We start from the raw sequence: 25,505 nt of genomic DNA, 5'->3' as shown, positions 1-25,505 counted from the left end.
CTTTTTCATTCTGTTGAAGATGAATCAGCGCTTGATCCGCCTTCATCCTGGTCTTGATTTTGATCCTGGTTCTGACTTTTATTCTGATCGCTGTCAGTGTCTTCTTCCCGGTTCTTGTTCTTGTCTTTATCTGCGTCTCCGCTTGTTCCGTCCTTATTGCCGGAATCGGCAGAGCTGCCGTTATTTTTATTTGAACTTGTGTTTTTCTTAGAAGTCAGCTTGATTTTAGCCGTGTCTTTGGACAGGGACCATGTGATGTTTTGCGGTCCGTTTACTGCAAGCTTTACAGAATGCTCTCCGTCATCTAAGTCTGAGACATTGGCGTACAGTTCAATGTCCGACTTTTTCAGCGCCTTAATGTTGGCCGGAGAGCCTTTGGCCGTAATATTTATCGCCCGCGATTCAGGGTCGAGAAACTCAATCTGCTGCGAGCCTCCCAATCCGACCGTCTTAATTGCGACATTGTCAAAATCCTTTTTGTCTTCACTGTCCACCTTAACATGAAGCGTAATTTTCCCCGGCGACACCTTTGTCACACCCTTAGGAAGCGGAATGTCGGCATCTATATCCGTATCTTTATCAATTTTGCCTAAATCAAGAGATACGCCGTCGATAAACTCAAGTGAATCCAGCACGTCCTGCGGGCCGTAAACCGTCACCTCACTCGGGTTCGAGTCAATGCTTGCAATGCTCACCCCGTCAGGAAGACTTCCCTTCCTTACGATTTTGAAAGGGAGCTTTTTGCTCGGACTGGCCACGGGAACCGTCACTTTAATGACTGACGGTTCAACATCAACAGGAAGTGCGTTGCCGTCTTTGTCATAGACGGTCACCTTCACTTCCTTATCAATGGTTTCATTTGCATTTTCAAGGTTCACGGATGCTTTGACAAGCGAAATGTTGTCAATTACATTTTTCGAACCCGTAATCTGTACATTTTTCGGGCTGATAATCGGCTGCTGGGGCGTATACCCCTTTTTCATTTTGCTTTTATTGTAGTATTCAACCTCAACCGGAAAACTCTCAGCCGTTTTTTCCTGAATCGTAACCGTCGTGACTGACGGGTTAATGGATATCGTCAGTCCGTCCGATACATTTTTCGCCTTCAATTCGACCTTATGAGTCCCGGTCTTCAGCTTATTCATATCGGCGTATATCTCAAAATTCTTCGTCTGTCTCGCCTTTTTCACCGCGCTTGTCGATCCTTTAATCGTGACATTTACGGTCTGAGGCACGCCGGTGACCACGTAATTCGCTTCATCATAGTATGCTTTTACAGGAATATCAGTAAGCGTAGCCTCGTCAGTCGTTGATGTCGGAAAAAAGGATTCCCCCGGCTTTTTCGGAGTCGGCGCCTGGTTGTTGTTAACCGCAACATAAAGCAGGAGCGCAAAGAGCAATGCAATGATCTTTACAGCCCAGCGGTTGTTTAAGAATTTATCCATTTTTCTTGCCCCTCCAGTACCAGCGGTTAGAAGAAGTATCTCTGGCGTTTTTCTTAAACTCGGCTTCAAGCATTTCTTTCAGTGCTTCTTCCGTCAATTCTCTGTGAAGGTCTCCGTTTTTGGCCACGCTGATGGCGCCCGTCTCTTCAGATACGATAATGGTTAAGCTGTCCGTCACTTCACTGATGCCGACAGCAGCTCTGTGCCGCGTCCCCAGCTCCTTTGAAATAAACGGGCTTTCAGAAAGCGGCAGATAACAGGCAGCCGCCGCGATCTCGTTATTTTTCATAATGACCGCTCCATCGTGCAGCGGCGTATTCGGAATGAAGATATTAATCAAAAGCTCCGAGCTGACCTGCGCATTAAGCGGGATGCCCGTCTCAATATAATCGCCCATTCCCGTATCGCGCTCAATGGCGATGAGGGCGCCGATGCGGCGTTTCGCCATGTAGCTGATTGATTTTGTAATCGCTTCAATTGTCTTATGCTGCGCTTCCTCTACGGGGGTGCCGCTCCTTGAAAAGAACCGGCCCCGTCCGAGCTGTTCAAGCGCCCGTCTCAGCTCAGGCTGGAATATAATAATGATCGCTAAAAATCCCCATGTTATCGCTTGGTCCATCAGCCACTGAAGCGTACTGAGTCCCAAATATGAACTGGCCATCCGGACCAACACGATGACGACGATTCCTTTTAAAAGCTGAACCGCCTTCGTTCCGCGTATGACCATGATTAATTTATATATCACATACCAAACAAGGAGAATATCAACGGCATTGCCGAGGTATTGCAAAAATGGGATGTCCTCAAAAGCCATTTCCTCGTCCTCCAAGAATTCAGTCATTTCGTTTTTTGTTATGAATTGTGCTGCATGAGCAATATGTACATCATATAGCGTGCTCATTATACCACATTTTGATTTATCAAGTGAAATCAGCCAGCGCGGCGCCGCGTAAAAAAAGAGTAAAGCGATTATACGCTTTACTCATCTTTAATCGGAGTCTAAAGCACTCACGACGCCCTGACCCGCTGTTTTCAGTTCGTACCAGACCCAGTCAAACAATTCGTTAATTTCTTCAATCTGCCCGGTGACTTGTCCGGCTGAGGCCATGTATTTTTCTCCGTTAACCACGGTCACGTTGCCGTCGACTTTCCCTTTAATGACCAGCTTGCCGTTTTTTACTGTGACATCGCCCTTTACGGTCTCGCCTTCAGGGACGGTGACCGTGTGATTCTGCACGACAAGGTTCGGCTGCTTTGACACACTGAAATTGTGGTCGTTATGCCAGCTGTTGAAAAAACCGCCGCCCATTAAAATCACAAAAACCGCCGCGGCTGCAATTATCGGATGAGTTTTGATCCATCGTTTTACAGAAGCGCGTTTTTTCTCTTTTGGAAGATTCGCCATAACTTTGGCAGTAAAATCAGCAGGGGCTGTGACATGCGATGTGCTCCGGACGAGCGCTACGGATTTCTCCATTTCATGAAAATGCCGTTTGCAATTCCCGCATGACCGCAAATGTTGTTTTAATACGTCTTCATCTTCAGGAAGAATATCTCCATCAAGATGCTTATGCATAAGCTGCACGATCTGTTCAGGACAGCTCATTTCATCACCCCACTTAAAGATCCCTTAATTGTTTTCTAAGAGCCTCTCTGCCTCTGTGTATCCTTGTCTTGACGGTGCCGACAGGGATATTCAGAATCTCCCCGATTTCAATTAAAGAGAGTTCATCAATATACTTTAATACAATAACTGTTCTGTACTTGTCAGGCAGCTTTAAAATCTTTTTCTGAATTGTGTCCGACAGCTCCAATGACAACACGGCGTCTTCAGGGAGAACCCCGTCCGCGGCGATCTGCGAATACATCGTCAGCCCCTCTGCGCCCGCCACTTCTGCGTCCAGATAATAATCAGGCTTTTTCTTGCGGATGCGGTCAATGGTCAGGTTGGTCGCAATTCTGTAAAGCCACGTTGAAAACTTTCTGTTGATGTCGAAACTGTCGATATTGACATACGCTCTGATGAAAGCTTCCTGCGCAATATCTTCTGCTTCGTGGACATTGCCGAGCATGCGGTAGCAAAGCTGGTAAATCTTATCTTTATAAAGGTCAACGATTTCCGCAAACGCATTTTGATCGCCTTTTTTGACTTGCTTGATTCTTTTTTTAATCAGGTTTTCCATGTTTTATCTTACCTCTGCCCTTCACCGGTCTGTATCTATACGTTGATTGTTTTAAAAGGTTTCATTTTTTTATTACATTTATTTTACCAAATTTCAGGCAGGGTGTAGATGGAAAATACAGAATATAATGCCTTAACAGCAGCTTAAAAATAGTATATCTGATGAACAATCAAAATTCGAGACGAAATACAAATAAAAAAAGACACCTTATGCAAAAGGTGTCTGAGACTGGGCTAGCTGGATTCGAACCAACGCATGACGGAGTCAAAGTCCGTTGCCTTACCGCTTGGCTATAGCCCAAAAATGGTGGAGGGGGGCAGATTCGAACTGCCGAACCCTGAGGGAGCGGATTTACAGTCCGCCGCGTTTAGCCACTTCGCTACCCCTCCGTATTTTGTTGAAAAACAGTGCCGGCCAGAGGACTTGAACCCCCAACCTACTGATTACAAGTCAGTTGCTCTACCAATTGAGCTAGGCCGGCAAATATGGTGGAGGATGACGGGCTCGAACCGCCGACCCTCTGCTTGTAAGGCAGATGCTCTCCCAGCTGAGCTAATCCTCCATATGACCCGTACGGGATTCGAACCCGTGTTACCGCCGTGAAAGGGCGGTGTCTTAACCGCTTGACCAACGGGCCGTTGTGTCCGCGTCGAGCTGACAAAAGTTATTATATACAGGTTATACCCCTTTTGTAAAGAGAAAATTTATTTTTTTTATTTTCAAACTTTTTTACCCGTTTTTTAACTGAAAAACTCATCCCTTCTCTCTTATTTCATTTAAGATGAAAGTATCAAAATATTGAAGGGAATGGACACAGATGATCTTAGTCAGCTCTTGTCTCGGCGGTATCGAATGCAGGTATAACGGCTCTCACGCCGCTTCGGAAAAAATCCGCAGACTCGTAGAGGAAAAGAAAGCTGTTATGGTCTGCCCCGAACTTTTGGGCGGCTTCACCACTCCCCGCGAACCGGCGGAAATCCTCGGCGGCACGGGCGAAGACGTGCTGAATGGAACAGCAAGAATCGTAACAGCATCAGGTGAAGACGTTACATCTTTATATATAGACGGCGCGGAAAAAACGTTAGCATACGCAAAAGAAATAGGCGCCGCAACGATCATCCTTAAAGAAAACAGTCCGTCCTGCGGCAGCAGCTTCATCTATGACGGCACTTTCTCCGGGAAAAAGATAATCGGGGACGGCATCACTTCCGCTCTATTAAAACGGGCAGGCTGCCGCGTGTTATCAGAAAATGAACTGGATCAACTATAAAAAGGAGAGTAGATATCATGGTTGCAGCCCTATCCTTTTATAAACCGGAACATGCAGACGGCCTGAATGGGTTTGTACTCAGTGAAGAAGATAAAATGTTCACAGCGCTCCCGAAGGATGTACTGCCGCAGGCTCTTGTCATCCGGGAGCGCTATCCTACAGTCGTTTTAAAAGAAGACACCCCCGTCGGTTTTTTCATTTTACATACCTCAAAGGAAACCATAGCTCCATATTCGAACAGCGTGTCTGCCATTTTACTGAGCGCACTGTCCATAGATGCGCGGCAGCAAGGAAAAGGTTATGCCAAACAAGCGATGCTGCAGCTTCCCGCTTTTGCCGCAAATTATTTTCCTTGGTGTGACGAAATCGTGCTTGCAGTGAACCATCGCAATCATCGCGCAAAGAACCTTTACCAGTCTTCCGGTTTTATTGATAAAGGGCGTCGCAGGATCGGCCCCATCGGCGAACAGCACATTCTGCATCTTTTTTTGTGAAAGCGTTTGATTTTTTTCTTGAAACATATATTCAGAAGCCCATATACTTCAAGTAATAACGACTTGGGAGGGTACATTCATGACAGACCGGCTTAACATTCACAGATTGACCACAGAAACAAGAAATCCGCAGACCGCTTCAATCCATCAAGCAGACACGTTGGAAATCCTCCGCATCATTAACCAAGAGGACTTCAAAGTGGCGGACGCCGTTCAGCAGGTGCTGCCTGATATTGAAATTGCCGTTCAATTTGCCCATCAGTCTTTGCGGCGAAACGGCAGGCTGATTTATGCGGGAGCGGGCACAAGCGGCAGGCTTGGTGTACTTGATGCGGTTGAATGCCCGCCTACATACAGCGTAAGTCCCGGCACCGTCATCGGTCTGATGGCCGGAGGGGCAGACGCCTTTTTGCAAGCGGCTGAAGGTATAGAAGACAGCGAGGAAACCGGCGCTCTCGATCTCAAAACGATCGGCCTTACCGCTGAAGACACCGTGATCGCCATCGCCGCAAGCGGGCGCACACCGTATGCGGCCGGTGTGCTGAAATACGCAAAAACAATCGGCGCCAAAACCGTCGCGCTCACATGCAATAAGCACTCATTGATCAGCACCTTTGCCGATCACAGCATTGAAGTCGTCGTCGGCCCCGAAGTGATTACAGGGTCAACACGAATGAAAGCCGCAACAGCACATAAAATGATTCTGAACATGATTTCCACGGCCATGATGATCAAAAGCGGCAAAGTGTACGAAAATTTAATGGTGGACGTTCATGTCAGCAACGAAAAATTGAAAGAACGGGCAATCGGCATTATCCAAAGCATTACGGGCGTTCCGTACGATAAAGCAAAAGAGACCCTTGAGGCCGCAGGCAGCCATGTCAAAACGGCAATCGTCATGCTGAAGACGAATTCGGACGAAACACACGCGAAAGCACTGCTCGAAGAATCGGAAGGCTTCATTGACAAAGCCATAGAACAGCATGTTTCAAGCGAAAAAAATCGCTGATCATTCTTTTGGCTCCGTTACTGATCATCATGTGCCTTTTACCAGCCGCGCCGTTTTCATGATCGGCGCAGGCGCTTTCAGGATGCGTTTCAGGCACAGCTCCGCGGGAAAAATGGTACGGAAAGAGGAGGGTCTTCATGAGCAAAGAGGCATTTTATCAGTCGCTGGCCAAAGATATTCTGGACAACTGCGGCGGTTCATCGAATATTTCGGGCTTTACCCACTGTATGACACGCCTGAGAATTACGCCTTTAGATCAGGACAAAACGGATATTGAAGCGCTGAAACGTCTTGACGGAGTAATAGGCGTCGTCGAAGCCGAAACACTGCAGATCATCCTCGGCACGGGTGTCGTCAATCATGTCGCCGACGCTTTCGCAAAACTGGTGTCACCCGGAAAAAACATTGATTTAAAAGAAGCCGCCTCACGGAAAAAAGCCGATCTCAACAGAAAAAATACAACACCCATCAAACTGCTTTTGAGAAAAATATCAAGCATCTTCATTCCTCTTATTCCCGCACTCATTGCATCAGGTTTAATCACCGGCATGACGAAAGCCGTCATTCAGGCCGGCTGGCTCCCGAAAGAATCTCAAATCGCACTTATTTTAACGGTTATCGGTTCAGGCTTATTCGCTTACCTCGGCGTCCTTGTCGGCATCAATGCGGCAAAGGAATTCGGCGGAACACCCGCGATGGGCGGCCTTGCAGGCATATTGATCTTAAACCCCGAAATCGCCAATATCAGTTTGTTCGGAGAGAATCTGCTCCCGGGCAGGGGAGGTTTAATCGGCGTTCTTTTCGCTGCGATTTTTATCGCTTATACGGAACGGTTTATCAGAAAGTACATCCATCAATCCATCGACATTATCGTCACGCCTACTTTGTCTTTGCTCATCACCGGACTGGTGACATATGTCATCTTCATCCCTGCAGGCGGTTTTATTTCTGATTTGATTACATCAGGTTTATTGTCGCTGCTGAATATCGGGGGAGTGCTGTCGGGATTTGTATTAGGAGCCGCCTTCCTGCCTCTTGTTATCACCGGCCTGCATCAAGGCTTGACTCCCGTGCATTTGGAACTCATCCGATCCATCGGGGATGACCCGCTTCTGCCGATTCTCGCAATGGGAGGCGCAGGTCAAGTAGGCGCGGCCTTCGCCATCTTTATGAAAACAAAAAAAGCCTCATTGAAAAGAGCGATTGGAGGCGGACTTCCATCCGGTCTGCTCGGAATCGGGGAGCCGCTCATCTTCGGCGTCACACTTCCGCTCGGCCGGCCGTTTTTAACAGCGTGTTTAGGGGCGGGTATCGGCGGCGCCTTTCAAGCCCATTTTCAAGTAGCGACTTTTTCAATCGGTGTCTCCGGCCTTCCGCTCTCTTTTCTCGTACAGCCGGCTCAAATCGTTTTGTATATCATCGGTCTCTTCATCTCTTATGCGGCGGGCTTTGTCTTCACCTATGCTTTCGGGTTTAAGGATGACATGGCTGCTGAATTTGAATAAGCCGGGAGGGAACAGAATATGAAAACACTGGCAGCCGCCGTACTCACCATGGTCATCAGCCTCTCTTTTCTGCCGCAGCACAAAGCCGGAGCCCAATCCAAATTATACGACACAGCAAAGCTCAGAAAGGTTGATCAAATGATTGAAAAAGACATCGCAGCAGGATTCCCGGGAGCTGTCCTCGTCGTCGTAAAGGACGGACGGGTGATCAAAAAGAAAGCATACGGCTACAGCAAAAAATATGACGGAAACAGTCTTTTATCCCGTCCGAAAAAAATGAAAACGTCAACTATGTTTGATTTAGCTTCCAACACAAAAATGTATGCGGCGAATTTTGCATTACAGCGCCTCGTCAGCCAGGGAAAGCTGGATGTGTATCAAAAAGTTTCGGCTTACCTTCCCGATTTCAAAGACAGGAAAAGCGATCCGATTCAAGGAAAAGACCGCATACGCGTCATTGATGTGCTGCAGCATCAATCCGGTCTGCCGGCAAGCTTTTATTTTTATAAGCCGGACACCGCAGGCCCTTTTTATTCACAAGAACGGGACAAAACGATCCGTTTTCTCACCCAGATCCCGCTTGAATACAAACCGGGCACAAAACACGTATACAGCGATATCGGTTACATGCTGCTCGGCTGCATTATTGAAAACATAACTGGAAAAACCCTTGATGCCTATGCGGAACAAGAACTGTACAAACCGCTGAAACTGACGCACACACTGTTTAACCCGCTGCAAAAAGGCTTCAAAGAAAAAGCATTCGCAGCTACTGAACGTTTAGGCAACACGCGTGACGGGGTTATCCATTTTCCTCATATCAGGACGTATACGCTGCAAGGGGAGGTTCATGACGAAAAAGCATTTTACTCAATGGGAGGGGTGTCCGGCCATGCAGGACTGTTTTCAAGAGCTGATGACATGGCCGTTCTTCTTCAAGTCATGCTGAACGGCGGCAGTTACAAACATGTTTCTCTCTTCACTCAGCAAACGGCCGATCTGTTCACAACGGCGTCATCCTCTGACCCGACTTTCGCTCTCGGCTGGCGGAAAAACGGCAGCCCTGATATGGAGTGGATGTTCGGCCCTTATGCAAGCAGGCAGGCTTACGGCCATACCGGATGGACCGGCACCGTCACGATCATTGACCCCGCTTATCATCTCGGGATCGCGCTTTTGACCAACAAAAAGCATTCCCCCGTCGTCAGCCCCGGTGAAAATCCGAATGTTTTTGAAGGGGATCTTTTCCCGACCGGAAGCTACGGCAGCGTCGTAAAAGCGATTTACGAAGCCATTGAATGACAACCTATGTCTTTTGTCCAAACTATGACGGCAGGAGGGCGCCATTATGAAACTTGTCATCTCAGCTGTATTACTGTTGTTTATTGTTTTCGGCACGCATCATGCATCGACAAAACCGGATATTCCATCACAGGCGGAACAAACGGTATCCCGCATGACATTAGATGAAAAATTAGGGCAGATGCTCATGCCTGACTTTCGCAATTGGCAAAAAAAGGGGCAGTCATCACCTGAGGCTCTTACTCAAATGAATGACGAAGTCGCAGGGCTTATTCAAAAGTACCGGTTCGGCGGCGTGATCTTATTTGCAGAAAATGTAAAAAACACTGAGCAAACAGTCCGCCTGACAGATGCCTTTCAAAAAGCAAGCCCTGACATTCCGCTATTATTAAGCATTGATCAAGAAGGCGGCATCGTAACAAGACTTGGTGAGGGCACTCATTTCCCAGGCAATATGGCACTCGGGGCTGCAAGAAAAACAGCATACGCGTCCCAAACCGGCGCCATTATCGGGAAAGAATTGAAAGCACTCGGCATTAATACGAATTTCGCTCCCGTTCTCGATATCAATAATAATCCCGGAAATCCGGTCATCGGCGTCAGGTCATTCAGTTCAGACCGTGATCTGACAGCAACACTCGGCCTTGCCTCAATGAAGGCTCAGCAAAAACAGGATGTCGCTTCCGCCGTCAAACATTTCCCGGGACACGGCGACACGGATGTCGATAGCCACTACGGCCTTCCGCTTGTCACCCACGGTCAAGAAAGGCTGAGGCAGATCGAACTGTATCCGTTCCGTCAGGCCATTCAGGCCGGGGCCGATATGATCATGACAGCCCATGTGCAATTTCCCGCTTTTGATGATACAACCTATAAAAGCAAGCTGGACGGTTCAGACATTCTTGTGCCTGCCACACTCTCGAAAAAAGTGATGACTCATCTTCTCCGTGAGGAAATGGGGTTTAACGGCGTCATTGTGACGGATGCATTAAACATGAAAGCCATTGCCGATCATTTCGGTCAGGAAGAGGCGGTCGTCATGGCAATAAAAGCAGGAGTCGACATCGCCCTGATGCCGGCCCAAGTGACATCGCTGCAAACAGAAAACCGCTTTGCCCAAGTTCATTCCGCTTTAAAAAAGGCGGTTCAAAAAGGGGATATTCCTCTTCAGCAAATCAACAAATCGGTTGAGCGCATCATTTCCTTGAAAATAAAACGAGGGATATATCCCGCTCCGAAAGAAACAAGTCTGAAAAAGAAGATTGCAAAAGCACATAAAACCGTCGGCAGCAAAAACCATCTGAAGGCTGAAAAACAAATCGCGGAAAGATCCGTCACCGTCTTACAAAACAAAAACCGCACGCTCCCATTCAAACCGAAAAAGAACAGCCGCGTTCTCCTTGCCGCTCCTTATGAAGATCAAACAGCGTCAATGGAACAAACCATTCGGCAGCTCATCAAGAAGAAAAAAATCCGGCCGGTAACCATCAGTAAAATGAACTTCGCCGAGCGCACATTTCATGACGAGCACAAAACGCTGGTATCAGACGCTGATTACGTCATTACAGGCTCATATGTCGTAAAAAATGATCCTGTCGTAAACGACGGCGTCATTGATGATTCCGTCACAGATCCCGGCAAATGGACGACCGCGTTTCCGCGGGCCGTCATGAAGGCTGCGCAGTCGAACCAAAAACCCTTTGTGCTGATGAGTCTTCGGAATCCTTACGACGCCGCGAATTTTGAAGAAGCTGACGCCCTTATCGCAGTCTACGGGTTTAAAGGATATGCAGACGGACAATTTCTCCAGCCAAACATTCCGGCAGGCATTGAAGCGATATTCGGGCAGACAAAACCGAAAGGCAGGCTGCCCGCTGCTATTCCTTCCGTCACCCATCCGGGAACGACACTGTATCCATATGGTTTCGGGATCAATCTGAAGACCGGAAAACCGCTTTAAACAGGAGGGCTGATCATGAAAACACATACGGCTGCACTTCTCGCCGGACTTGTCGTCATCAGTGCTATGACGGCAGTCTCGGCGGCTTCTGACAGAAACACACACACTGCCAAAAAACCAACCATCCAGACAGGCATTGACCGCCTGCTGAAAGATTATAAACAAGAACTGAAGGGAAAAAGAATCGGTCTGATCACTAATCCGACCGGTGTGAACTCAACATTAAAAAGCAGCGTTGACGTGCTTTATGAGGCACAAGACATGCATTTGACGGCATTATTCGGACCCGAGCACGGTGTTCGCGGCGACGCTCAGGCCGGAGACAAAGTCACATCCTATATAGATGAAAAAACAGGTCTTCCCGTCTACAGCCTGTACGGAGAAACGAGAAAACCGACGCCTGACATGCTGATAGATACCGATGTGCTGATTTTCGATATCCAGGATGTCGGAATGCGATACTACACCTACATTTATACAATGGCCTATGCCATGGAGGCGGCCAAAGAAAAAGGCATTCCTTTTTATGTCTTGGACCGGCCGAATCCGCAGGGCGGACGACATCCGGACGGCCCGGTTCTTGAGCCTGACTACGCTTCATTTGTCGGACTGTATCCAATCCCGCTGAAACACGGCATGACCATCGGCGAGCTTGCTCTTTTATTCAATAAAGAGTTTCATATTGGCGCCGACCTCACCGTCGTAAAGATGAAGCGCTGGAAGCGGACGATGACCATTGAAGATACCGGCCTGCCGTTCGTCCTCCCTTCGCCTAACATCCCGACCCCGGACAGCATATTCGCTTATTCGGCGACAGGACTAATCGAAGGCACGAACGTATCTGAAGGAAGGGGCACGACAAAGCCGTTTGAACTTATCGGCGCACCTTATATGAAAAGCACCGAGCTCGAAGAACGCCTTAACAGTCTCAAGCTTCCGGGCGTCACCTTCAGAGCCGCTTCATTTATCCCCAGCTTCTCCAAGCACCAGGGCAAGCTATGCCACGGCGTACAAGTCTACGTAACGAACAGAAACACCTTTGAAGCGGCAAAAACAGGGCTCTCCATTCTGAAAACCATGCATGACTTATATCCGAATGACTTCTCATTTCTGCCGACAGGAGCTTTTGACAAGCTGATCGGCAACGGCTGGGTACGCAAAAAAATAGAACAAGGCGCTTCCATTCAAGACATCACCAGCACATATCAACGCCGGCTTGACCAATTCAAACTTGTAAGAAAGCAATACCTCATATACTGACAACATTCGTGTTACACGTGTAACATTTTGACGCATTTCACATTTCCGCTTTTTATAGGAAAACATTCATTTATTTGGTACAATTCAAATGATAACAGTTATCATTTAAATGAATGTTTCCTAAAAGGTGGTTTCTCATGAAAAACACATTATTCTTTCAGCCAATTGATATCATCTCCGTAAAAAAAACAGCAGACCTTTTGTCAGAGCATCAGCTCACTGATTCCCCGGTACTGATCTTTCATGTGACAGGCGAGGGACAAATTGATATCGGAACAGACAGCTTCCCGCTGCAGAAGGAGACGCTCTACATCTGTCCTTGTGATGAGACATTCAATATTGACCCTGCATCGTCAGACGGCATCCATTTGTATATCGTCAGACTCCGTATTTTCTCATATTCATCAGATGATAAAGCGATGCTTCCGGATAACGGGGGAGACATCTTCCGCGGACTTCAGCAAATGAATTTGCAAACGGTTGAACACCTGACAAGCCGGCTTCAGTCACTTTCCGAAAACGCGCGATCGGCGGATGAATTGCAGAAAATGAAGTCAACAGCCGACTTTCAGCAGCTGATGTACGACCTTTATGCCGCAAAAGTGTGCCATCAAAACAATACGAAAGCGGCGATCGAACAGACAAAACAATTCATACATGCCCAATCCGACACAAAAATCACACTCACCCAGCTTGCTCAAATGGCGGGAATCAGTCCTAAGCATTACAGTGAAACCTTTAAAAAACTATATGGACAAAGCGTAACAGAATATATCACAGACATCCGCATAACCAATGCGAAAAAACTGATGGCCAAGGCCAGCTGCAAACTGCGGGAAATCGCTCATCAAATCGGCTACCAAGACGAATTTTATTTCAGCCGCATCTTTAAAAAACGTACGGGCAGCTCACCTACAAGCTATATGAAAAAAAGGCGCACAAAAATGGCCGCGTACGGGAAAGAAATGATGGGACATTTGATTCCTCTGCATCACGTGCCTTACGCTGCAACGCTTCATCCGAAATGGACGGCCTATTACTATAAACAATTCTCTTCAGACATTCCCGTGCACCTCAGCGCTTACCGCTATAACGCAAATTGGGAAGAGAACCTGCATACGCTGTCTCAAGCTGCGCCGGACATCATTTTCAGTCTGGATTCTGTCAGTGAAGAAGAAAAACAGCGTCTGAATGACATCACCGAAGTTTTCTACATTCCGACTCAAGACAATTGGAAAGATCAGTTTCTTCACGCAGCTGCACACTTGAATGAAGAACAGGAAGCCCGGCACTGGCTTGAAGCCTATCAAAATCTCGCACACTCAGCAAAAGACGCTCTTGAACACGTGCGGCATCAGCGTTTCTTATTTGTCCGTGTATATAAAGAAAATATGTATATCGCCCATAACAACAGCATTGAGGATGTTTTCTTCGGTGATCTGGGCTTTGCCTCCGCAAAACCGGAATCTTTTGCTCCCGACGAAAAGATTTCATTGGAAATGCTGGCGGATTGCCAGGCTGACTGCATCATGCTTTTCACTTGCAAAGAACCGGAAACGCTTCGCTATTTTCAGCGCATTCAGCAGTCTGAAATATGGCAGAACCTTAGAGCCGTCAGCAATAAACGTGTGTTTCCCGTTTCATCTGACCCGTGGATTGAATATTCTCCAAGCGGGCATCAGCGGATGATTGAACAAAGCATTTCCTTTTTTTCCGAAGATCGTCCATGGTAATACCGGAAATTGTCCATGGTCTTATCTTTGTTCATTCTCTATAATTCCAATTGATAATAGTTATCAATTGAACAGGAGGAACAATAGATGAAGAAATTGGCATTCGCTTTCATGATTTTGCTTTTGGCTTTCACCGCCGCGGCTTGCGGAAGCTCAGAAACATCTGATACAGCAAGTAAAGGTAAGGACGCTTCTTCAAATAAAAAGAAAATCGAATATCTCGGAAAAACATACGAAGTCAAAGCGCCGACTGACAAAATCGCCATTACGGGCAGCGTAGAATCAATGGAAGACGCCAAATTGCTCGACGTCCATCCGGCAGGAGCGATATCATTCTCCGGCAAATTCCCGGAACTGTTTAAAGATATTACAGATAAATCCGTATCAACAGGTGAAAAAATGCAGCCGAATATGGAGAAAATTCTTGAACTGCAGCCGGACGTCATTCTGGCATCAACCAAGTTCCCTGAAAAAACGATAAAAAAATTGAGCGGCACGGCTGAGACCATTCCTGTCTCTCATATCTCATCAAACTGGAAAGAGAACATGATGCTGCTTGCCCAGCTTACAGGCAAAGAGGAAAAAGCAAAAAAAATCATTGCTGATTACGATCAGGATCTGAAAAAGACGAAAACAAAGATGAACAGCAAAGCAAAACAGGCAAACGCACTGGTCATCAGAATCAGACAAGGCAATATTTACATTTACCCTGAACAAGTTTATTTCAACTCTACGCTTTACGGTGATTTAGGCCTGAAGGCGCCGGACGAAGTGAAAGCGGCGAAAGCGCAGGAGCTGATTTCTCTTGAAAAATTAAGCGAAATGAACCCCGACCATATATTCGTACAATTTTCTGATGATGAAAACGCAGATAAGCCGGATGCTTTGAAGGACTTAGAAAAAAATCCGATTTGGAAGAGCCTGACGGCAGTCAAAAAAGACCATGTATACGTCAATACGATCGATCCATTAGCCCAAGGCGGTACCGCTTGGAGTAAAATCCGCTTCTTACAGGTTGCGGCTGACAAATTGACTCAAGACTAATAAAGAGTAGGTTTTTCACATGTATGCAAAACGGCGGACACACATTATTATCATCGCTTCACCGATTGCCATTGTTCTGTCACTGCTGCTTTCCGTTTTATACGGTGCGAAGCAGCTTGACTTCCATACCGTGTTCTCCGCATTGCTGCACTTTAATCCGGAGAATACCGACCATCAGATCATATGGCATTCAAGAATCCCGAGGGCGGTTGGCGCGATGTTTATCGGCGCCGCCCTTGCTGTTTCCGGGGCGCTCATGCAGGGAATCACACGGAACTATCTGGCCTCGCCTTCGATCATGGGTGTGTCGGACGGCTCCGCTTTTATCATTACCCTTTGCATGGTATTGCTCCCTCAATCAACATCCATTGAAATGATCATATACTCGTTTATCGGTTCCGCATTCGGCGCTGCCCTTGTTTTCGGGCTGGCCTCCATTCTTCCCGGCGGATTTACCCCGGTGCAGCTTGCCATTATCGGAACGGTGACCAGTATGCTTCTCAGCAGTCTGTCGGCTGCGCTTTCGATTTATTTTCAAATCTCGCAGGATCTCAGTTTTTGGTACAGTGCGAGACTGCATCAAATGAACCCTGATTTTTTGAAACTGGCCGTCCCGTTTTTTGCACTCGGAATCATCACAGCCATGATTCTCAGCAAAAAGGTCACAGCCGTATCATTAGGAGACGACATTTCAAAAAGTCTGGGACAGCAGAAAAGAACCATCAAACTCATGGCAATGGCGGCCGTTGTCATATTGACCGGAAGCTCGGTGGCGCTCGCCGGAAAAATTGCCTTTGTCGGTTTGGTCGTTCCGCACATCACCCGTTTTCTCGTCGGATCGGACTACAGCCGGCTGATTCCCTGCGCATGCATCATCGGCGGCGTCTTCCTGACCCTTTGCGACCTTGCCAGCCGATTGATTAATTATCCGTTTGAGACGCCTATTGAAGTTGTCACTTCTATCATCGGTGTTCCTTTCTTTCTTTATTTGATTAAAAGAAAAGGAGGGGATCAGCGTGGTGCGTAAAATGACCGGAATCTATATCATTCTGATTGCTCTCATCCTGCTCGTAAGTTATTTCAGCATGACCAGCGGGCCTTTTTCAGCAAAACCGGGTGAACTGCTCAGTGCGCTTTTCCGCATCCATCCGAATCCTCAATATGACATTTTGCTGTTTCAGCTGAGGCTGCCGCGTATTGTCATGGCGGCTGCCATCGGACTCGGATTGGGGATAGCCGGAGCCGTTATTCAGGCCGTTACCAAGAACGGGCTTGCCGATCCCGGCATTTTGGGCATCAATGCCGGAGCCGGTGCGGGAATCGTCACGTTTATGCTTCTGTTTCAGGGGCAATCTGAAGCGACGGCGCTTGCCTCCGCAATGGGCATGCCTGTCTTTGGGCTCATCGGCGGATTAATGGCGGCCGTGCTGATTTATATTTTCGCCTGGCACCGGGGGCATTTAGAATCCGGAAGAATTATTCTTGTGGGAATCGCCATGAATTCCGGATTCAGCGCACTGTCTTTATTTCTTTCATTAAAAATGGACCCGCAGGATTATGAGATGGCGATGGTCTGGAAGAACGGCAGCATCTGGTCGGCAAACTGGATGACCATTACCGCAATACTGCCGTGGCTGATCGTGTTCATTCCTCTGCTGATGGCGAAAACGTCATTGCTGGATACCATTCGTTTCGATGAGGACACGGTGAAAAGCCTCGGAGTCTCAACCAATAAAGAAAAAACCATTTTACTCGTTGCCTGCATCGCTTTGATCAGCGCATGTGTAACCGCAGCGGGCAGCATGGCATTTGTCGGACTAATCGCGCCTCATATTTCACGCAGGCTTGCCGGCATTGAACACAGATATTCATTACCGGTCAGCGGACTGGTCGGCATGCTGCTCGTCATCTCCGCCGATTTTGCGGGCAAATTATTCTTTCAGCCTTCAGAGGTGCCGGCGGGCATTATTCTTGCGATTCTCGGCGTTCCTTATTTCTTTTTTCTTCTGTTTAAGCAAAAAAAGGGGTTGGATGCTTGAGAGGCACACTTACAAAACACCGGATAAACGGAAAGGAATGCACGGTATACCTTCCTCCTTCCGCTCCGGTTCAAACGAGGGCTTTACCCTGTGTCTACGTGCTTGATGGGGGCGATTTGTTTTTAGAGCAGATGGATAAGCTTGAACTCCAATTCGCAAACGGAAAACTCCCTGAATTGATTCTCGCCGGCATCAAACCGGATACCAGGCTCGATGAGTACACGCCATGGCCTGTGCCTTCTCTGAGTCCTGCGTTTCCTGATTTCGGCGGCAAAGGGAGCCTCTTTCTTGAGGAGCTGACAAATGTCATCATCCCAACGATTGAAAGTATGAATCCCATGTCTGCCCATCCGGATACAAGAGGACTGATCGGCGCATCATTAGGAGGACTGTTCTCGATATATGCGATGTTACTGAAGCCTGAAACATTCGGCAGAATCGGCTGTATTTCCGGGTCCTTTTGGTATGAAAAATCGGCTGACTTTGTCCGCTCCGCGTCTTTGCAGCCGGCACGGCAGCGTATCTACATGTCTGTCGGAAGCCGTGAAGCAGAGCAAAAATGTAACATCCAAAACACCATGATCCGACAAAATAAAGACGTGTACAAAAGCCTGAGGCAAAAAGGCTTTTCTCAAGCTCAGCTCTCATTCACGATCGAAGAGGGCGCCGTGCACCATCAAGAAGCGTTCAAAAGACAATTCAATTCAGCTCTAAGCTGGCTATACGGAAAAAACCGCTCACGTGGCTGAGCGGTTTTTTTCATACTTCATCACGACCGGTTTAAGTTCAAAACGTCTCAGCAAATAGCCGAACAAAGCGGCAAGGATTTGCTGAAAAAGCATCCCGATGACGACCGGAACCGCCACTTGGGACGGAAAAAAAGAAACGGCAAGAACAGCTCCCGCACTGATATTACGCATGCCTCCCGTATAAATCAGAGACACAATTTCATCCCGGCTCCGCTTCATCAGCCTTCCGATCAGCCAAGCCACGGCATAACCCGTCATGGCAATAAAAAATACCATAGCCGCGATGCCCGCAAACTTTATATCCACGTGCGTGACATACGGCGCGATTTCCGAACTGTTAATGGCGATGACAATCATCAGACAGATTTTTGAAAATGGAGACAGTGACCGGCTTATCGCCTGAGTCCTTACCGGCGGAGAGAACTGGTTGACCATCATCCCTGCGATAGACGGGATCACCACCATTTCCGCCAGCCCTTTCATCATTCCCCATACATCCATCTGAACATTCGCCCCGGCCAGGACAGAAAGGCTTAACGGTACGATAAAAGGAGACAGCACGGTATCAACAAGGATAATAGACAGCGTCAATCCGACATTTCCCTTATACATCGCAGCCCAAATCAAACTCGTAATTCCGGTCGGGATCACCACACCCATAATCAGCCCCGTCACGGTTAAAGGGTCACCGCTGAATATCAGATGGCCGCTTCCCCATGCAAAAACAGGCATGAAAATATGCAGAACAAACAATGCCATAATCATCGGGAGCGGCTGCTCAATACTGCGCTTCAGCGATTGAAAATTGGCACTCAGACTGCCCGTAAATGTAATAAACGCAAAAATCCACGGCACAGCGCCGGCCATCCAGCTGATATGCTGAGATAACAGCACACCCGCCGCTACACTTGACGGAGTCAACAGCGGCATGATTCTCCCCAACACTTGGTTCAACTTCTGAAGCCACATCATATGCAAGTCCCCTATATACGGTTTTCAAGTCTCATTCATTATAACAATGCACACCGGCGAATTTAACCGAAAAAAAGCCCGGATATATTCATCCGGACTTCACAAATCCTATGCCATTTGTTTCATTAAATCTCGGCTTTTCTGATTTAATCCCTTTAATTCAGCTTCAATCCCGTATTCTTTACATTTGCCGACAATTTTCTCAAGAGCCGCCGCTCCAGAATCATCCCAGACATGAGCATTAGTCAAATCAATGACAATCCGCTTCACACCTTCATCATAAACGATCGCATTCATCAGCTCAGACACGGAAGCAAAAAAGATCTGTCCCGTTACCTTATATGTTCTGACATCATTCTGTTCGGAATGTGACACAATTTTCAGCTTAGAAATTTTAGCCGTGAAAAAGATCGTGCTTAGCAGCACACCCGCGAAAACACCCTTTGATAAATCATTGGTCAGAACGACCGTCACGACGGTAATAACCATAACGATCGAATCAGTGAGGGGCGCTTTCCGCAAACCTTTAATCGACGACCAGTCAAACGTGCCGATGGATACCATAACCATCACCGCCACCAGCGCAGCCATCGGAATTTTCACGACGATGCCGCTTAATACGGCAATTAAAAACATTAAAAACGCTCCGGCCGTAAAAGCCGATAGCCGGCCCCGTCCGCCAGCTTTCGTATTAATGACAGACTGGCCGATCATGGCGCATCCAGCCATGCCTCCGAAAAAGCCGTTCACAATATTGGCGATGCCTTGTCCGCGGCTTTCTTTGTTCTTATCACTATCCGTATCCGTCATTTCATCAATGATCTGGGCCGTCAGCAGCGACTCAAGCAATCCGACGAATGCAAGCGCCAATGAATACGGGAAAATAATCCGCAATGTCTCAAACGTCCACGGAACATCCGGTATCAAAAAATGCGGAAGTGCACTTGTAATTCCGCCCATATCACCGACTGTGCGGACGTCCGCATGGAAAACCACCGCAATAACCGTCATGACAATAATCGCCACCAGCGGAGACGGCACGGCAGTCGTAATCTTCGGCAATACATATATGATAGCCAGTGATCCGGCAAGCATGGCATACATGACCCATGAAGCCCCTTTGAACTGCGGGAGCTGCGCAGAAAAAATTAAGATCGCCAAGGCGTTCACAAATCCGATCATGACCGAACGCGGAATAAATTTCATCAATCTCGCTATCTTACTGACACCAAGAATAAATTGAATAATACCTGTCAAAATGGTTGCCGCAAACAAATACTGCAGTCCGTAATCGCCCACCAATGTCACCATAACAACCGCCATTGAACCCGTAGCGGCTGAAATCATTCCCGGTCTGCCGCCAAAGATAGAAATAATAATCGCGATACAAAATGATGCATAAAGGCCGACCATCGGATCGACACCTGCAATAATTGAAAACCCGATCGCCTCAGGGATCAGAGCGAGAGCAACCAGAATACCGGCCAGAATGTCTTTACGGACATTCCCGAACCATTGCTGCTGTAACGTATAATCTTTCAAATGATAACGACTCCTTTTTACTATAAAAATCCGCACCCTATCAGTTGGAAACATTGATTTTCATCTGGGGAATATGAGGCAAGCTTACGGGGAAAAAGGGGACACGCTCAGAGTATAATGTCGTTGAGGAAAGGAATGGTTAACAAAGAGTATCATATTAAACTTTAAAGAAATGTGCAAGACCGTATAAATAAGAAAAGAAAACGGCTCTCACTGGAGCCGCTTCCGCTTTTATAAAAGTTCCGGATCAGACACAAGAATGGTTTTGATTGCACTGATATCCTTTCTTTCTTTTGTCACCGGGTCGATGCCCATAAGATGATCAATGGCTTCTTCATAATTCTTCAGTTCTGTCTTCTCAGTAATGAAATCATAGAGCTGGGGGAGATCGGATGCGCATGCTAACGCGGCCTCCATAATCTGCCGGGCTTCACCTGTGCCCACAATCGTCACGCCGTTTGACAGCAGCTGGTACGGCCTGACCGTCATCTCATACGTATCATCAAAGCCCATCGGCACAATTCTGCCTCCCTTTTCAATAAAAGGATAAGCCCAATCAAGCTGGTTGCCGATCGCGTCAAATATCACATCAAATTTTCTTCCTTGATTAATGCGTTTCACTTCATCTACAGTCAATGCTTCAGGATGGTAGACATAGTCCGATATTCGGCTTGCCGCCTCGCTCCGGAAACTGCCTATTTCAGTCGCAACCGTCAATCGCGCCAGTTTTTTCACCATCATTTGCACAAGCAGTCCGATCGGTCCGGAACCCAAAACCAGAACCGAGTCCTCCGGCTGAATCGAAGCCTTATCCACAACATTCAGCACACAGGAGAGAGGTTCAACCAATGTGGCCCGCTCCCATTCCATTGAATCCGGAATTTTGTACATGAACCTGTCTTCCCCCACGTAATATTCCGCAAACGTCCCGTGCGCCCCGATTCCGAGCTGCCACTCCTCGAAGGTTTCGCAATAACACGTCAGCCCTCTCCGGCAATAATGGCATTTCCCGCAAAACTGCGTAGGATCTATCACGACGCGGTCTCCGACTTTTACATTTGTCACGTCCGGTCCGACTTCCGTGACCGCTCCCACGGATTCATGCCCCATAATCATATGATGGGTCGCATTCATTTTTCCCTTCAGCACATTTAAGTCCGTGCCGCAGATTCCGGTACCGAAAATTTTCACCTTCACATCATTGGATTTTCGAATTTGAGGCTCGTCCACCTCTTGATATTCAAGCTTATCATTAGGAGTCCAGACCAACGCTTTCATATCTCTCTTCCTTTCTGCCCCAGCGGATTTGGTCTAATAATGTTTGATGAAGCTCCTTCGTTGATGCTGCAATACACGATTGCTGATTCTGATAACTTAAATCTGTCAGAAGCGTTTCGTCCAAAGACCGGCCGTACGCATCTGTAATGACCACTCCCGCTTTCTTTGCCAAAAAGACGCTTGCGGCAATGTCATAAGGAAATAAGTGCAGCACCTGTCCGTTCCCGACCTGCTGAAAATCTGAAAGCAGTTTCGGATCATCTTTCAGCAGACGATTACCGATATCCACATAAGCATCCATCTGCCCCGTAATAATTCGTGAAATCGAATAAGAAGCGCTGTTGAAAACAAAGACTCCTCCGTTATTGGCCGACCGGTCAATCAGATGACCGTATGCGTCCGTCATCAGCTGCGCCGGATGCCCGTTAAACTCAAGGCTCCAAAACATATTCTTAATATCCTGCACTCCGCTCAAATTCGGCAATTCTCCCTGATACCCCTCAAACTGAATGGCATCACTGTAAATATCACCGTACATATAAGCACCCGATTTCAATTCAAGCAAAAAAGCAAATTCGATATCCTTAATCTTTGCGTTTGGCTTATATGAAGCAAGCGCAATTGAAATACATGACATTTCAAGCCCCGCGGCGGCCGGACGCGTTCCGTCTATCGGATCTACAATTAAAATATATTGCGGATCTTCTCCAATCAGCTTCAGGCCGCCATCCTCCGTGTAAAAAGCAACCGGATGGCCCTTTTCTTGGATATAATCCAGCACCGCCTCCTCAGCAGCGGCGTCTATATTAAATTGCGCGTCGCCACCAGGTGAATATCCGTTAACAAGCCGGTTTTTCAGTGTGCCTTTTTGATTTTTCACCTTTTGATAAACAAATTGTCCAAGCTCAATGATATAGTCTCTCACTTGATTTCCTCCAATAGCTTGCGAAGTCTGTAGCAGAGCATCTCAGCTTCACTAAGTGTAATGGTTAAAGGCGGACGGATTTTAAATACATTTCCGAATCCGTAACGGGATGTCCGGAGAATCAGCCCGTAATCCATCGCCCGTTTGGCAATATAATTGGTCAATTCCACATCCGGTTCATTGTTCTCTTTGACAATTTCCACACCGATCATCAGACCGACGCCTCTTACCTCAGAAATAAAAGCAAAATCCTCTTTCATCGTTTCTAAGCAATCCATAATATAATGACCGACAGTCGTTACGTTCTCCAAAAATCCCGGACGCTGCATGATATCTATGGTTTTACAAGCGGCAGCGGCGGCCATCACATTTGACCCGTACGTGAAGGAATGCGTATACCCCGGAAGCCCGGTGTACTTGTCCTCCGTCAGAGTGGCGGCGACTTGGAAGCCTGTGCCTCCGAGCCCTTTTGCTACCGTCATCATATTAGGTTTCACATCGAAATGGTCTGCGGCAAACATTTTGCCCGTCCGTCCGAACCCGGTCTGAATTTCATCAAAGATCAGGGCGATTTCATGTTCATCACAAAGCTTTCTCAGCTGTTTAAAATACTCTTTAGGCGGGACGACATTTCCGCCATTTCCGGATATCGGCTCAATAATCATGGCGGCAATTTTTCCATTGCTCGCATACTCAATAAAATCGTTAATTCTTTCTACGCACAGCATACCGCATGAATCCGGTTTCTGATTATAAAAACAGCGGCTGCAATAGGGATCTGGAACTTGTAAGCCAAAAGAAATTTGCGGCGGGAAAGGTTCTTTTCTGAAAGAGTTGCCGGACAAAGCGGAAGTCATATACGTTTGTCCGAGGTGGCTTCGAAATAAGGAGATGACATCGGTTTTTCCGGAGTAATACTGAGCCATTTTAATAGCTCCTTCATTTGCACCGGAACCGCTGCTGACTTTAGGGTGTACTTTTGTGAGATTATCGGGGGCGATTTCTACTAGTTTTTCTGCTAGTTTATTTACGGCATCTGTTTGAAAGGACGATGTCACATGGATCAGCTTGTCGGCTTGATCTTTAACCGTATCAATGACCTCTTTGTTACCGTATCCTAAATTCAAGTTAAACGTGGCAGAGGCGCAATCAATATACTCATTTCCCTCTTGGTCGTACAGGTAAATCCCTTCTCCGCGCTCCATGACTACGTCGTCAACACTGTAATACAAGCTGTCTGGATTCGTGATTTCCTTCGTTCCCACAAATACCACCCCTATGAAATTATTAGAAACTCGCTTTTTATCGTATTAATTATTGAAAATAATGTCAACGATCTTTCTTGTAAAAAATGTTAACAATTTGTTAACGTTACCATAAGGGATGTACGTGAAATGGTTATGTGATATAGTAACAATACTTGGATTTTTTGTAAAAACAACGTGTCGTGCAAGTAGAGAGAAAAATTATTTTACCAATAAGGAGATAAAATGATGAAAACTCGTCTGCTGTGGATAAGCTGTTTCTCTTATGGATCGATTGCTTTTACACTTGTCATTCTTGGAGCCGTACTGCCTGAGTTACTCACACATTATTCACAAAGCTACAGTAATGGCGGAGTATTAGTATTTTCTCAGTTCATGGGCTTCCTCATAGGTGTCATCGGAATGCCTTACATGGTGAAAAAACTCGGACGCAAAAACGCCGTTATCCTTGGCCTGGCGCTCATCAGCTGTGAAATTTTCATCACCTTCCTGCCGCCCTGGCCGCTGCTCTTTCTTCTCGTCAGCCTCGCAGGACTTGGCGCGGGATTGGTTGAATCCTGTGTAGGCACAATCATCCTCACAGCTATAAAAGAAAGACAAGCCGTGGCCATGAGCAAGATGGAAGTGGCTTACGGATTAGGGGCGCTGTTCATGCCTCTGCTCTCAGGCTTTCTTATCAACAGCCACATGTGGACAATTGCTTTCTTAGTATTAGGGTTATCCAGTTCTGCACTTTTAGTCGCATGGAAGCAAATGAGTTTCGGCAGTATTGATGAGCTTCTCGTACGCAAAGAGGTCTCTTCTGATGATACTAAAAAGAAAAGCTCCGGGTATCGGTCACACGGAGTGCTGTTTATCGCGCTGGCGGCTGCTTATTTCTTCTTTTACGGCGGCAGTGAAGTTTCAATCGTGCATTTTATCCCCTCCATTTTCGCTGAAAAATGGGATATCCCCAGCTCTTTAGCAACGATAACAGTAACAGTGTATTGGACCGGGATGATTATCGGCAGGTTATTAACAGGCCCGGTATCTGAAAAGCTGACCTATCACCGTTATCTCCGGATCATAAGTATTGGCGGTCTGGCTGCACTTGCTGTACTAGCTTTAAGTAAAAACGTATGGTTTGGGTTTGCCCTTTGTTTCTTCTTAGGATTGTTCATGGCCGGCATGTTTGCAATTGCCCTGATCATCACCAATCATTTTTATCCCGGAAAGACAGAAACGACCACCAGTATTCTGCTCGCTTCAAATGGATTAGGAGGTTCACTCCTTCCGATCGCCGTCGGCTGGAGCTTAGATGAATATCCCGCCCAAACCGCGTTCTGGCTGTTTACTGCACTGATGCTTCTTATGCTGCTGATTGTGTTCAGTTTAAGAATACTCGAGACAATAAAATCAAACAGTCTTCAAAATCATACCAGCAAAACAAAATCAATATAAACAAAAAAGCTAATGCCTTGGAAAGGCATTAGCTTTATATATATGCATCTTTCATATAAAAAACCCAGTTCATGATGAACTGGGTCAAGT

The 25,505-nt window shown here is 47.0% G+C and carries 22 protein-coding genes and 5 tRNA genes; 13 read left to right on the top strand and 14 right to left on the bottom strand.

The window, feature by feature from the left end; genetic code table 11:
- Positions 1 to 5: 5 nt before the first annotated feature.
- The 9 genes from cdaR to ICW23_RS14635 form a co-directional block, all read right to left on the bottom strand.
- Positions 6 to 1,445 (bottom strand): CdaA regulatory protein CdaR, encoded by a 1,440-nt coding sequence (gene cdaR / locus ICW23_RS14675; RefSeq protein ID WP_016936921.1) that lies wholly within the window; start codon positions 1,443 to 1,445, stop codon positions 6 to 8.
- Positions 1,438 to 2,259 carry a diadenylate cyclase CdaA gene (cdaA, locus tag ICW23_RS14670; RefSeq protein WP_003156763.1) on the bottom strand — a complete coding sequence of 274 codons (822 nt, stop codon included), beginning with the start codon at positions 2,257 to 2,259 and terminating at the stop codon, positions 1,438 to 1,440. Before cdaA ends, cdaR begins: the two co-directional genes overlap by 8 nt.
- Before the next feature lie 174 nt (positions 2,260 to 2,433).
- Positions 2,434 to 3,051 carry an anti-sigma-W factor RsiW gene (gene rsiW, locus ICW23_RS14665; protein ID WP_016936922.1) on the bottom strand — a complete coding sequence of 206 codons (618 nt, stop codon included), beginning with the start codon at positions 3,049 to 3,051 and terminating at the stop codon, positions 2,434 to 2,436.
- Positions 3,052 to 3,064: 13 nt separating this feature from the next.
- Positions 3,065 to 3,628, bottom strand: coding sequence for an RNA polymerase sigma factor SigW (gene sigW / locus ICW23_RS14660; RefSeq protein ID WP_003156766.1), 564 nt, complete (start codon positions 3,626 to 3,628; stop codon positions 3,065 to 3,067).
- A 228-nt stretch (positions 3,629 to 3,856) separates the two neighbouring features.
- Positions 3,857 to 3,928: transfer RNA gene (locus ICW23_RS14655), tRNA-Gln, on the bottom strand.
- Between the two features lie 4 nt (positions 3,929 to 3,932).
- Positions 3,933 to 4,017, bottom strand: a tRNA-Tyr gene (locus ICW23_RS14650).
- 19 nt (positions 4,018 to 4,036) lie between these two features.
- Positions 4,037 to 4,109 (bottom strand) — tRNA-Thr (locus tag ICW23_RS14645).
- Positions 4,110 to 4,114: 5 nt separating this feature from the next.
- Positions 4,115 to 4,190: transfer RNA gene (locus ICW23_RS14640), tRNA-Val, on the bottom strand.
- 3 nt (positions 4,191 to 4,193) lie between these two features.
- Positions 4,194 to 4,265: transfer RNA gene (locus tag ICW23_RS14635), tRNA-Glu, on the bottom strand.
- 180 nt (positions 4,266 to 4,445) lie between these two features.
- On the opposite strand from ICW23_RS14635, the gene ICW23_RS14630 reads away from it, so the two are divergent.
- The 12 genes from ICW23_RS14630 to ICW23_RS14575 all read left to right on the top strand — a co-directional run bounded on the left by ICW23_RS14630 (position 4,446) and on the right by ICW23_RS14575 (position 17,993).
- Entirely contained in the window at positions 4,446 to 4,898 is a 453-nt protein-coding gene (locus ICW23_RS14630) for a 2-thiouracil desulfurase family protein (RefSeq protein ID WP_016936923.1), read from the top strand.
- Between the two features lie 17 nt (positions 4,899 to 4,915).
- Positions 4,916 to 5,392, top strand: coding sequence for a GNAT family N-acetyltransferase (locus ICW23_RS14625; RefSeq protein WP_016936924.1), 477 nt, complete (start codon positions 4,916 to 4,918; stop codon positions 5,390 to 5,392).
- Between the two features lie 79 nt (positions 5,393 to 5,471).
- Positions 5,472 to 6,401: an N-acetylmuramic acid 6-phosphate etherase gene (gene murQ, locus ICW23_RS14620; RefSeq protein WP_188154689.1), complete on the top strand. Its 930-nt coding sequence runs from the start codon at positions 5,472 to 5,474 to the stop codon at positions 6,399 to 6,401.
- Between the two features lie 137 nt (positions 6,402 to 6,538).
- A complete protein-coding gene (locus tag ICW23_RS14615; protein ID WP_188154688.1) occupies positions 6,539 to 7,906 on the top strand; it encodes a PTS transporter subunit EIIC in 1,368 nt (455 codons plus the stop codon).
- 18 nt (positions 7,907 to 7,924) lie between these two features.
- The gene (pbp4b, locus tag ICW23_RS14610; RefSeq protein ID WP_095241891.1) at positions 7,925 to 9,208 is read left to right on the top strand and encodes a penicillin binding protein PBP4B; all 1,284 of its coding nucleotides are present in this window, start codon (positions 7,925 to 7,927) and stop codon (positions 9,206 to 9,208) included.
- Between the two features lie 46 nt (positions 9,209 to 9,254).
- Positions 9,255 to 11,168, top strand: a complete 1,914-nt coding sequence (locus tag ICW23_RS14605) for a glycoside hydrolase family 3 protein (protein WP_188154687.1) — start codon at positions 9,255 to 9,257, stop codon at positions 11,166 to 11,168.
- Positions 11,169 to 11,183: 15 nt separating this feature from the next.
- Complete coding sequence (locus ICW23_RS14600) at positions 11,184 to 12,428, top strand: exo-beta-N-acetylmuramidase NamZ family protein (protein WP_188154686.1); 1,245 nt, start codon at positions 11,184 to 11,186, stop codon at positions 12,426 to 12,428.
- A gap of 137 nt (positions 12,429 to 12,565) precedes the next feature.
- Positions 12,566 to 14,161 carry a bacillibactin transport transcriptional regulator Btr gene (gene btr / locus ICW23_RS14595; protein WP_188154685.1) on the top strand — a complete coding sequence of 532 codons (1,596 nt, stop codon included), beginning with the start codon at positions 12,566 to 12,568 and terminating at the stop codon, positions 14,159 to 14,161.
- A gap of 87 nt (positions 14,162 to 14,248) precedes the next feature.
- Entirely contained in the window at positions 14,249 to 15,205 is a 957-nt protein-coding gene (locus ICW23_RS14590; protein WP_045926353.1) for an iron-hydroxamate ABC transporter substrate-binding protein, read from the top strand.
- 19 nt (positions 15,206 to 15,224) lie between these two features.
- Positions 15,225 to 16,232 (top strand): FecCD family ABC transporter permease, encoded by a 1,008-nt coding sequence (locus ICW23_RS14585; protein ID WP_016936932.1) that lies wholly within the window; start codon positions 15,225 to 15,227, stop codon positions 16,230 to 16,232.
- Position 16,233: 1 nt separating this feature from the next.
- Positions 16,234 to 17,244: an iron ABC transporter permease FeuC gene (gene feuC, locus ICW23_RS14580; protein ID WP_188154812.1), complete on the top strand. Its 1,011-nt coding sequence runs from the start codon at positions 16,234 to 16,236 to the stop codon at positions 17,242 to 17,244.
- Positions 17,241 to 17,993, top strand: coding sequence for an alpha/beta hydrolase (locus tag ICW23_RS14575; RefSeq protein ID WP_188154684.1), 753 nt, complete (start codon positions 17,241 to 17,243; stop codon positions 17,991 to 17,993). The genes feuC and ICW23_RS14575 overlap by 4 nt, the downstream gene beginning before the upstream one ends.
- On the opposite strand, the gene ICW23_RS14570 is transcribed toward ICW23_RS14575, so the two are convergent.
- The 5 genes from ICW23_RS14570 to ICW23_RS14550 form a co-directional block, all read right to left on the bottom strand.
- Entirely contained in the window at positions 17,982 to 18,923 is a 942-nt protein-coding gene (locus ICW23_RS14570) for a bile acid:sodium symporter family protein (protein ID WP_099743946.1), read from the bottom strand. The two genes, ICW23_RS14575 and ICW23_RS14570, sit on opposite strands and share 12 nt — an antisense overlap.
- A gap of 150 nt (positions 18,924 to 19,073) precedes the next feature.
- Entirely contained in the window at positions 19,074 to 20,507 is a 1,434-nt protein-coding gene (locus tag ICW23_RS14565) for a SulP family inorganic anion transporter (RefSeq protein WP_188154683.1), read from the bottom strand.
- A gap of 231 nt (positions 20,508 to 20,738) precedes the next feature.
- A complete protein-coding gene (locus tag ICW23_RS14560) occupies positions 20,739 to 21,785 on the bottom strand; it encodes a zinc-dependent alcohol dehydrogenase (protein ID WP_016936937.1) in 1,047 nt (348 codons plus the stop codon).
- Positions 21,760 to 22,710: an inositol monophosphatase family protein gene (locus ICW23_RS14555; RefSeq protein WP_095241903.1), complete on the bottom strand. Its 951-nt coding sequence runs from the start codon at positions 22,708 to 22,710 to the stop codon at positions 21,760 to 21,762. Before ICW23_RS14555 ends, ICW23_RS14560 begins: the two co-directional genes overlap by 26 nt.
- Complete coding sequence (locus ICW23_RS14550; protein WP_188154682.1) at positions 22,707 to 23,975, bottom strand: aspartate aminotransferase family protein; 1,269 nt, start codon at positions 23,973 to 23,975, stop codon at positions 22,707 to 22,709. Before ICW23_RS14550 ends, ICW23_RS14555 begins: the two co-directional genes overlap by 4 nt.
- Before the next feature lie 228 nt (positions 23,976 to 24,203).
- On the opposite strand from ICW23_RS14550, the gene ICW23_RS14545 reads away from it, so the two are divergent.
- Positions 24,204 to 25,415, top strand: a complete 1,212-nt coding sequence (locus ICW23_RS14545) for an MFS transporter (protein ID WP_016936940.1) — start codon at positions 24,204 to 24,206, stop codon at positions 25,413 to 25,415.
- Positions 25,416 to 25,505 lie beyond the last annotated feature (90 nt).

The organism is Bacillus sp. 1021, from assembly GCF_014534735.1.
Classification (GTDB): Bacteria; Bacillota; Bacilli; order Bacillales; family Bacillaceae; genus Bacillus; species Bacillus siamensis.
Note: the sequence above shows the minus strand (reverse complement) of the source record. Positions and strands in the feature narration are given on the sequence as shown.

What these genes read in the sequence shown, in the direction of transcription:
- sigW (WP_003156766.1), bottom strand. Translation starts at nt 3,628, where the DNA reads ATGGAAAACCTGATTAAAAAAAGAATCAAGCAAGTCAAAAAAGGCGAT.
- ICW23_RS14560 (WP_016936937.1), bottom strand. Translation starts at nt 21,785, where the DNA reads ATGAAAGCGTTGGTCTGGACTCCTAATGATAAGCTTGAATATCAAGAG.
- ICW23_RS14545 (WP_016936940.1), top strand. Translation starts at nt 24,204, where the DNA reads ATGAAAACTCGTCTGCTGTGGATAAGCTGTTTCTCTTATGGATCGATT.
- btr (WP_188154685.1), top strand. Translation starts at nt 12,566, where the DNA reads ATGAAAAACACATTATTCTTTCAGCCAATTGATATCATCTCCGTAAAA.
- ICW23_RS14605 (WP_188154687.1), top strand. Translation starts at nt 9,255, where the DNA reads ATGAAACTTGTCATCTCAGCTGTATTACTGTTGTTTATTGTTTTCGGC.
- rsiW (WP_016936922.1), bottom strand. Translation starts at nt 3,051, where the DNA reads ATGAGCTGTCCTGAACAGATCGTGCAGCTTATGCATAAGCATCTTGAT.
- cdaA (WP_003156763.1), bottom strand. Translation starts at nt 2,259, where the DNA reads ATGGCTTTTGAGGACATCCCATTTTTGCAATACCTCGGCAATGCCGTT.
- cdaR (WP_016936921.1), bottom strand. Translation starts at nt 1,445, where the DNA reads ATGGATAAATTCTTAAACAACCGCTGGGCTGTAAAGATCATTGCATTG.
- murQ (WP_188154689.1), top strand. Translation starts at nt 5,472, where the DNA reads ATGACAGACCGGCTTAACATTCACAGATTGACCACAGAAACAAGAAAT.
- pbp4b (WP_095241891.1), top strand. Translation starts at nt 7,925, where the DNA reads ATGAAAACACTGGCAGCCGCCGTACTCACCATGGTCATCAGCCTCTCT.
- ICW23_RS14590 (WP_045926353.1), top strand. Translation starts at nt 14,249, where the DNA reads ATGAAGAAATTGGCATTCGCTTTCATGATTTTGCTTTTGGCTTTCACC.
- feuC (WP_188154812.1), top strand. Translation starts at nt 16,234, where the DNA reads ATGACCGGAATCTATATCATTCTGATTGCTCTCATCCTGCTCGTAAGT.
- ICW23_RS14585 (WP_016936932.1), top strand. Translation starts at nt 15,225, where the DNA reads ATGTATGCAAAACGGCGGACACACATTATTATCATCGCTTCACCGATT.
- ICW23_RS14615 (WP_188154688.1), top strand. Translation starts at nt 6,539, where the DNA reads ATGAGCAAAGAGGCATTTTATCAGTCGCTGGCCAAAGATATTCTGGAC.
- ICW23_RS14600 (WP_188154686.1), top strand. Translation starts at nt 11,184, where the DNA reads ATGAAAACACATACGGCTGCACTTCTCGCCGGACTTGTCGTCATCAGT.
- ICW23_RS14630 (WP_016936923.1), top strand. Translation starts at nt 4,446, where the DNA reads ATGATCTTAGTCAGCTCTTGTCTCGGCGGTATCGAATGCAGGTATAAC.
- ICW23_RS14570 (WP_099743946.1), bottom strand. Translation starts at nt 18,923, where the DNA reads ATGCCGCTGTTGACTCCGTCAAGTGTAGCGGCGGGTGTGCTGTTATCT.
- ICW23_RS14625 (WP_016936924.1), top strand. Translation starts at nt 4,916, where the DNA reads ATGGTTGCAGCCCTATCCTTTTATAAACCGGAACATGCAGACGGCCTG.